At 75.1% G+C, this 7,708-nt stretch carries 5 protein-coding genes; 1 reads left to right on the top strand and 4 read right to left on the bottom strand.

The annotated features are described in order from the left end of the window. A partial coding sequence (locus VFZ20_RS31845) for a CHAT domain-containing protein (RefSeq protein WP_329688015.1) occupies positions 1 to 1,838 on the top strand: 1,838 nt, incomplete at its 5' end. Positions 1,839 to 2,194: 356 nt separating this feature from the next. Here the strand turns inward: VFZ20_RS31845 and VFZ20_RS31850 are convergent. The 4 genes from VFZ20_RS31850 to VFZ20_RS31865 all read right to left on the bottom strand — a co-directional run. Beyond that, positions 2,195 to 2,581 carry a hypothetical protein gene (locus tag VFZ20_RS31850; RefSeq protein ID WP_329688016.1) on the bottom strand — a complete coding sequence of 129 codons (387 nt, stop codon included), beginning with the start codon at positions 2,579 to 2,581 and terminating at the stop codon, positions 2,195 to 2,197. A gap of 255 nt (positions 2,582 to 2,836) precedes the next feature. Beyond that, a complete protein-coding gene (locus VFZ20_RS31855; protein ID WP_329688017.1) occupies positions 2,837 to 5,968 on the bottom strand; it encodes a CusA/CzcA family heavy metal efflux RND transporter in 3,132 nt (1,043 codons plus the stop codon). Between the two features lie 12 nt (positions 5,969 to 5,980). Next, the gene (locus tag VFZ20_RS31860) at positions 5,981 to 7,219 is read right to left on the bottom strand and encodes an efflux RND transporter periplasmic adaptor subunit (protein ID WP_329688018.1); all 1,239 of its coding nucleotides are present in this window, start codon (positions 7,217 to 7,219) and stop codon (positions 5,981 to 5,983) included. Then, the coding region (locus VFZ20_RS31865) for a TolC family protein (RefSeq protein WP_329688019.1) at positions 7,212 to 7,708 on the bottom strand (497 nt) is incomplete at its 5' end. The genes VFZ20_RS31865 and VFZ20_RS31860, both read right to left, overlap by 8 nt.

Raw genomic sequence — 7,708 nt, forward strand, 5'->3', positions numbered from 1 at the left:
GCTTCCTGGTGGTCGGCGGCCTGCGCTCCGTGGAACAGGCGCGCCGGCTGCTGGACGAAACCAGCGCGCGCCACCTCGTGATCGCCCTGGGCGACGCGCCGGACTACTACCTGGTATCCGCGCGGGACTTCGAGGAAAGGACCGCGGGCGCCGACGGATCCGCGCCGCTCCAGGAAAGCGGGCTGACGCACGCTCGTCACGCCGTGCCCGTCCGGTCGCGCGCCGGCGCGATGGCGGGGCGCGAGACCTGCCTGGTGATGGAGGACGGCGTGCTCGCCGGCGTCTTTGAGCCCGGCCGCCTCTCCGGCCGCGACACGCGATTCATGCTCACCGACCAGGCACTCCGGCACTCGCGCCGCGGCGACGGGACGGCGTCGCGGTACCTCCGGGCGGAGATGCCGGGGGAGACGACGGTCGGCCAGACGGTGCTCCTCGAGGTCGAGGTCGGGGCGGACCCGTCGCCCCTGCCCGTGGACCTGCCGGGCGGCGCCGCGCTGGAGGTGGTGGTGCTGGCCCGCGAGGGCTTCGAGGTGGAGGGGAACGACACCACCATCCTCTCCGTTTCCGTGGACGGCGGCGCTCCCGCGCACGCGCGGTTCCGGCTGCGCGCCGTGCGCCCCGGCCCCGGCGTGGTCCGGGTGTTCGCGCTGCACGGGGGACGCTTCCTGGGCGCCCTCCCGCGCCTGGAGACGGTGATCCACCCGGCGGCCGAGGCAGGGCCCGACGCGGCACCGGCGCCCGTGCTGCGGGCGGCGGGCGCGCTGGGCGCTGGTCCGTCCGCCGCGCCTGACCTGTCGCTGCTCATCGTGGAGCAGCGCGACGCGCTGCGCGGCCCGTCCCTCAGCATCCGCGCGACGGCGCGCGACGCGGCGCTCCGGCTTACGCACAAGGAGTTCGGGCCCGTGCCGCTGGGGATGGAGCCGCTGCGGTACTTCGAGGACTTCTTCGCCGACATCGAGGAGATCGGCCACCGGCCGGACTATTCGCCAGCGCTGGTGGCACGCAAGCTGGAGGGAAAGGGCACGCGGCTGTTCGAGTCCATCTTCCCCGCGGAGTTGCGGGCGCTCCTCTGGGAGCACCGCCACCGCATCGCCTCGGTGCAGATCTACTCCGAGGAGGCGTGGATCCCCTGGGAGCTGTGCCGCCTGACGGGGATGCAGGACGGCAAGGTGGTCGAGGGCCCGTTCTTTTGCGAGGCGTTCGAGATCACCCGGTGGATCCCGGGCGTGCCGGGCTGCCCGTGGCTCACGCTGGACAACCTGGCCCTGGTGATGCCGCGCGACCCCAGGCTGCCCGCCGTGCGGGAGGAGCGGGAGTTCCTCCTCTCGCTGGCCGCGGAGGGAGGCGCCGTGAGCGAGATCCCGGCCCGCTACCTGGACGTGCGAAGGGCGCTCGCCACCGGCAGCTTCGACGGGTTCCACTTCAGCGGCCACGGGGTCAGGCGGGGTCCCAACGCCGACCGCTCCTCCATCGTGCTGGAAGCAAGGGAGGACCTGCGCGCCGACGAGATCAGCGGCGACGCGCACAACCTGGGACGGTCGCAGCCGCTGGTGTTCCTGAACTCGTGCCACGGGGCCCGCGGCGCTTTTACCCTGGTGGGCGCGGGCGGATGGGCCCGGCAGTTCCTCGAGGCCGGCGCGGGCGCCTTCGTAGGGGCGTACTGGTCCATCTCGGACAAGACGGCCAGCGCCTTTTCGCGCGCTTTCTACCGCGAGCTGCGCGCCGGAAAGGGGCTGGGCGCCGCCGTGCGCGCGGCCCGGCTGGCCATCCGCTCCGACAACGATCCCACCTGGCTGGCCTACACCGTCTACGGCGACCCGGGGGCCGCGGTGCGGTAGACCCCGCTCCCGTCGGCGTCACGCCGGGGCCAGGGAGACGTTCGCAGCGGCGAATCAACACTCTCCTCGTCGTTCGGCGCAGCACCTCCTCCTCGCGGTCGCTGAGCGCGTCGTGGGGACGGGGCCGGTCGGCCTCCGGCGCCCCGGACGCCCGGCGCGGAACCGCATGGAAGGGTACGGAAACACGGCGGGGCGCCGGATCTCGTCCGGCGCCCCGCCGCGCGTCCTCCCGCGCCCCCTCGTTCAGCCCGACGCTCGTTCATCCGGCCGCGCCGCCTTCAGGACGGGTCGCGGGCGGGTCCGCGGCCCCGTGCGGACCATCACGGCGTCGCCGGCCGGCGGGACGCGCGGCGCGATCATCGTTCCTCCTCGCGGTGCCAGGGCTGCCGCATCGCCAGCGGCGACTCGCCCGGACGCGCGGGCGGAACGCCGTCATCCGCTCTCCGCCCCCTCAGCCATTGCACCTGTTCCCCGGCGGCGTGCCGCGCGGCCCTCGCCGAGGCGGCAAGGTACCGGGCCGTTTCGCGCGCGGCGGCGCACCGCTCCAGCAGGGCGCGGGCCTGCTCGCCGCGCAGGAGCGGCGCTTCACCCGCCAGCGGCCCGGTCCCGGTGCGCGTCTCCTTTCGCTGGGCCTGCGCGTCCCGCACCCGGCGCGACATCGCCCGGACGGCGATGGCGAGATCCTTCGCCTCCTGCGCCGAGAGGGCGGCGCGAACCCGCGAGCCGTCGGCCAGTTCGTTCATGGAAGATCCGTGATCAGCATCGTTCCCTCCTTCCCTCGTCCCCCCGGCCGGCCACGCGAGGGTGGGGCAGGACCAAGAAGCGTGCCCATGCGGCGCGGCGGACGGGTAGCCGTGGAAACACCGCGGCGGATGGGGCGCACGGATCGCTGTCCGCGGCCCCACCCGCCGTCCCGTCGGCCGTCCGGTCCGCGCGGAGGTCGGATCCCGGGAAAGAGGACGCGGTGCCGGGTCCCCGGGCCCGGCACCGCCCGTCCGTCACGCCCCCGCGGTACGCGCCGCCTTGCGCGCGGCCCGGCGCTCCCGCCGGCCCTCGATCCAGGCGTAGAGCGTGGGGAGGACCAGCAGCGTCAGCAGCGTGGACGTCGCCAGGCCGCCGATCACCACCGTGGCCAGCGGGCGCTGGACCTCGGCGCCCGTGCCGTGCGAGAGCGCGACGGGGATGAAGCCGATGCTGGCCACCGTGGCCGTCATGAGCACGGGCCGCAGCCGCTCGCGCGAGCCCGCCACGGCCGCCTCCGCCGCGCCGGCGCCCTCCTGCCGCCGCCGCTGCACCGTCGTCAGCAGGACGAGCCCGTTGAGCACCGCCACGCCAAAGAGCGCGATGAAGCCAATGGAGGCCGAGACGGACAGGTGCAGCCCGCGCAGCCACAGCGCCGCGATCCCGCCCACGGCCGCGAACGGCAGGTTGGCCAGCACCAGCCCCGCCAGCGTCCACGACCGCAGCGAGACGTAGAGCAGCAGCGCGATGAGGGCGATGGAGAGCGGCACCACGATCCGGAGCCGCGCCATGGCCCGCTGCTGGTTCTCGAACTGCCCGCCAAAGTCCAGGAACACGCCGTCGGGCAGGTCCGCCCGCGCCGCCACCGCCGCCTGCACGTCCCGCGCGAAGCCGCCCAGGTCGCGGCCGGAGACGTTGGCGGAGACCACGACCAGCCGCTGCGCCTGCTCGCGGCTCACCTGCACGGGCCCGGACTCCAGGCGGATGTCCGCGACCCGCGCCAGGGCGATGCGCGCGCCCCCCGGCGAGGGCACCGTGATGGCGCCGATGGCCTCGACGGACGTCCGCAGCTCGGCGGGGTACTGGACGACGACGTCCAGCACGTAGGCGCCGTCCACCACCTGCGACACGGGCCGGCCGCCCACCGCCGTCTCCAGCGCCTCCTGCATCTCCTCCATGGGGATGCCGAAGCGCGCCATGGCCGCGCGGTCCATCCGCACGTTCAGGTATCCCTGCCCTTCCGTGGCCTCCACCTGCACCTCGGCCGCGCCGGGGACGGAGCGGACGACGGATGCCACGCGCTCCGCCGCCCGCCGGTTCCGCTCCGGGTCGTCCCCAAAGACCTTTACGGCCAGGTCGCCGCGCACGCCGCTGATGAGCTCGTCCAGCCGCATGGCCATGGGCTGCGTGAAGACGAAGCCCATCCCCGGCACGCGCCCGCCCAGCCGGTGCTCCATCTCCGCCTGGAGCGCCGCCTTGGTCAGCCCCGGCCGCCACTGCGCGCGGGGCTTGAGCATCACGAAGACGTCGGCCTGGTGCAGCCCCATGGGGTCGCTGCCGATCTCCGCGCGGCCCACGCGGCTCACCACGGTGGTCACCTCCGGCGACATGCGGAGGGTGCGCTCCATCTCGCGCTGCATCTCCACCGACCGCGTCAGCGAGACGCTCGGGTCGCGCAGGGCCTGGACGACGAGGGAGCCCTCGTCCAGCTCCGGCAGGAACTCGGTCCCCAGCGCCGGCACCAGCAGCACCGAACCGGCGAACAGGGCGGCGGCGCACGCGAGCGTGGCCCCGGGCCGGCGCATCACGCGGGCCAGCAGCGGCGCGTACCGGCGGTCCAGCCACGCGGCCAGGCGCACGGCGTACCCCGATTCCCGCGCGCCCCGGCGAAAGGCCAGCGTGGCCGCGGCCGGCACCCACGCCAGCGCCAGCACCAGCGAGCCCAGGAGCGCGATGGCGACGGTGATGGCCATGGGCCGGAACATGCGCCCCTCCAGCCCCTGCAGCGTGGCGATGGGCACGTAGACCAGCATGATGATGAGCACGCCGAACGCGATGGGCCGCGCCACCTCGCGCCCCGCCTCGACCAGCCGCCGGGCCAGGCCCGCGTAGTCGCGCGGCAGGTCGCCGCGCGCCTCGTCCTCGTGCAGCGTGCGGACGTAGTGCTCGGCCATCACCACCGAGCCGTCCACGATCATCCCGAAGTCGATGGCCCCCAGGCTCATCAGGTTGGCGGAGAGGCCCAGCCACCGCATTCCCAGGAACGCGAACAGCAGGGAGAAGGGGATGGTGAGCGCCACGACGAGCGCCGCCCGCACGTTGCCCAAAAAGAGCAGCAGCACGGCGATGACCAGGAAGCCGCCCTCGAGGAGGTTGCGCCGCACCGTGCGCAGGGTGCCGTTCACCAGGTCCGCCTGGTCGTAGTAGGGGCGGATGCGCACGCCCGTGGGCAGCGAGCGGTTGACCTGCTCCACCCGCTCGCGGACGCGGGCCACCACCTCGCGGCCGTTCCCGCCGCGCAGCATCAGCACCAGGCCGCTCACCACCTCGCCCCGGCCGTCGCGGCTGACGGCGCCCTGGCGCAGCTCCGCGCCGTATCCCACGTCCGCCACGTCGCCCACCAGCACGGGCACGCCCGCCTCGCTGGAGCGGATGACGGTGCGGGCCAGGTCCCCGGGCCCCACGGCCTGCCCCAGGCCCCGCAGGATGTACTGCTCGTCGCGGTGCTCCAGGTAGCCGCCGGCCGCGACGGCGTTGTTGGCCTCGATGGCCGTCACCACGTCGTGCAGGGTAAGCCGGTAGCTGGCCAGCGCCTCCGGGCGGATGACCACCTGCACCTGCCGCACGTGGCCGCCGAACGAGTTCACCTCCGCCACGCCCGGCACGGCGCGCAGCTGCGGCTTTACCAGCCGATCGTGGAGGGTGCGCAGCTCCATCACGTCCCTGCCGCCGCCCTCCAGCGTGTAGAAGTAGATCTCGCTGTTGGCGGCGGACATGGGCCCCATCTGCGCCTCGGCGGCCGGGGGCAGCGACGCGCGCACCCCCTGCAGCCGCTCGGCCACCAGGGTGCGCGCGAAGTACAGGTCCACGCCCTCCTCGAAGACGATCGTCACCGCGGCAAAGGCGTACTTGCTCACCGAGCGCACCTGCGTCACGCGCGGCAGGCCCCCCATGGCGACCTCGACGGGCGCGGTCGCCAGCCGCTCCACCTCCACGGGCGAAAGGCCGGGAGCCTCCACCAGCACCTGCACCTGCACGTCGGTCAGGTCCGGGAACGCGTCCACGCGCAGGGTCCGGAGGGCCCAGGTGCCGGCCGCGATCAGCGCCAGGATGCCGAACAGGACCGCGCCCCGGTTGCGGACGGCCCAGGCGATCAGCTTGTCGATCATGATCGCCCCCCCTCAGTGGCCGTGCTCGAAGCCGGCCTTGCCCATCTCCGACTTGAGGGTAAAGGCGCCGGAGACGGCGATCCGCTCCCCGGCCGTGAGCCCGGCGCGCACGGCCACGCGGCCCACGGCGGGCACGGTGGAGCCCGGCGCGCTCAGCGCCTCCACTTCCACGGCGCGGCGCTCGAAGGTGCGCGGGGCGACCTCCACGAAGACGTAGCGGGCCTCGCCCTCCGTGACGAGCGCGGTCTCGGGGATCACGAGCAGCGTGGCCGCGTCGGTCCGCAGCGCGGCCTCCGCCGGCGCGTCCAGCGTCACGCCGGCGAACATCCCCGGCCGCAGCGCCCGCTCCGGGTTGGGGACGTGGATGATGGCCCGGACGGTGCGCGTGGCGGGATCCAGCTGGTCGCGCAGCCGCTCCACGCGCCCCTCGAAGCGGAGCGCGGGATAGGCCGCGAGCGTGATCGTGGCCCGCTGGCCGATGCGGAGCAGGGGCATGCTGCGCTCGGGGACCTCCGCCGCCACGTCCACGGAGGAGAGGTCGGCGATCGTAAAGAGCGGCGTCCCGGCCTCCACCGCCTGCCCCGCCAGGGCCCGCGCCTCCACGATGCTGCCGCTGAACGGCGCGGGCACCGGCATGAGCGCGCCGATCTCGCCCGTGGAGGCGATGCGGCCGAGGGCCCCGTCGCCCACGCCCAGCAGCCGCAGCCGCCGGCGCGCGGCGTCGGCCAGCGCGTCCGCGCCGGCCGCGTCCCGCGTCCCCGCCAGCACGCGGGCGCGGCGGACGGCCTGCACCAGGTCGTTCTGCGCCGTCAGGAACTCGCGGCTGCTGATGAGCGCCACCGTCTGCCCCGCGCGCACCCGGTCGCCTTCCACCACGACCAGCCGCTCGATGCGCCCGGCCGCGCGCGGCGAGACGACGGCCACGCGCTCCGGCTCGAACTCCACCTGCCCCGGCACCTGCAGCCCCGATCCGGCGGCGGCGACCCCCTCCGCGACGACGGGCTCCACCTGGATCCCGGCGGTGCGATAGGCGGCCTCGGTGAGCGTCACGCGCCCTTGCTCCGCGTGCTCGTCCTCCCCCGCGTGCTCCGCCTCGCCGTTCGCCGGTTCGCCCGCGTGGTCGGCGGATTCCGTCCGTCCCGCCTTCGTCTCCGGCGCCGCGTCGTCCCCGCAGGCGGGGAGCGCCAGCAGGGCGGCGACGAGCGCCAGGCGCGCGGCGCGGCGGATCATCCCCATCCATCCATCAGTCATCGTTCCCTCCGCGGTCGGCGGGCGCATCGTGGTCATCGCCGACGGCGCCGGCGGCGTAGAGATCGGCCAGGGCGTTCGCGGCATCCACCGCGCTCCGCAGCCGCTCCGTCTCGGCGCGGGCCAGCGCCCGCTCAAAGTCCAGCAGCTCCATCAGGCTCAGCTCGCCCGTGCGAAAGGAGGCCAGCGCCGCCTCCCGCTCCTCGCGCGCGCCGCGCAGCAGCGCCGCGTCAAAGGCGGACAGGCGGACGCGCGCGGCCTCGTAGCGCTCCCGCGCCGCCGCGAGCTCCGCCCGCGTCAAGGCCACGGCGGCGTCGAGCTCCGCCGTGGCGGCCGCGATCTCCGCGTCGGCGGACGCGAGCGCGGCCTGGTTGGCGCGGCGCGCCGTGGACGGCAGCGTCACCGATCCGCCCAGGGTCAGGCCCACGCTCCCGCCGCCGTCGCCCGCGCCGAAGCGCTGCAGGCCCACGGCGCCACTGAAGCGCGGGCGCT

The organism is Longimicrobium sp. (assembly GCF_036280135.1).
Classification (GTDB): Bacteria; Gemmatimonadota; Gemmatimonadetes; order Longimicrobiales; family Longimicrobiaceae; genus Longimicrobium.

Coding starts and splice junctions, on each gene's coding strand:
- VFZ20_RS31850 (WP_329688016.1), bottom strand. CDS start 2,581: ATGAACGAACTGGCCGACGGCTCGCGGGTTCGCGCCGCCCTCTCGGCG.
- VFZ20_RS31855 (WP_329688017.1), bottom strand. CDS start 5,968: ATGATCGACAAGCTGATCGCCTGGGCCGTCCGCAACCGGGGCGCGGTC.
- VFZ20_RS31860 (WP_329688018.1), bottom strand. CDS start 7,219: ATGACTGATGGATGGATGGGGATGATCCGCCGCGCCGCGCGCCTGGCG.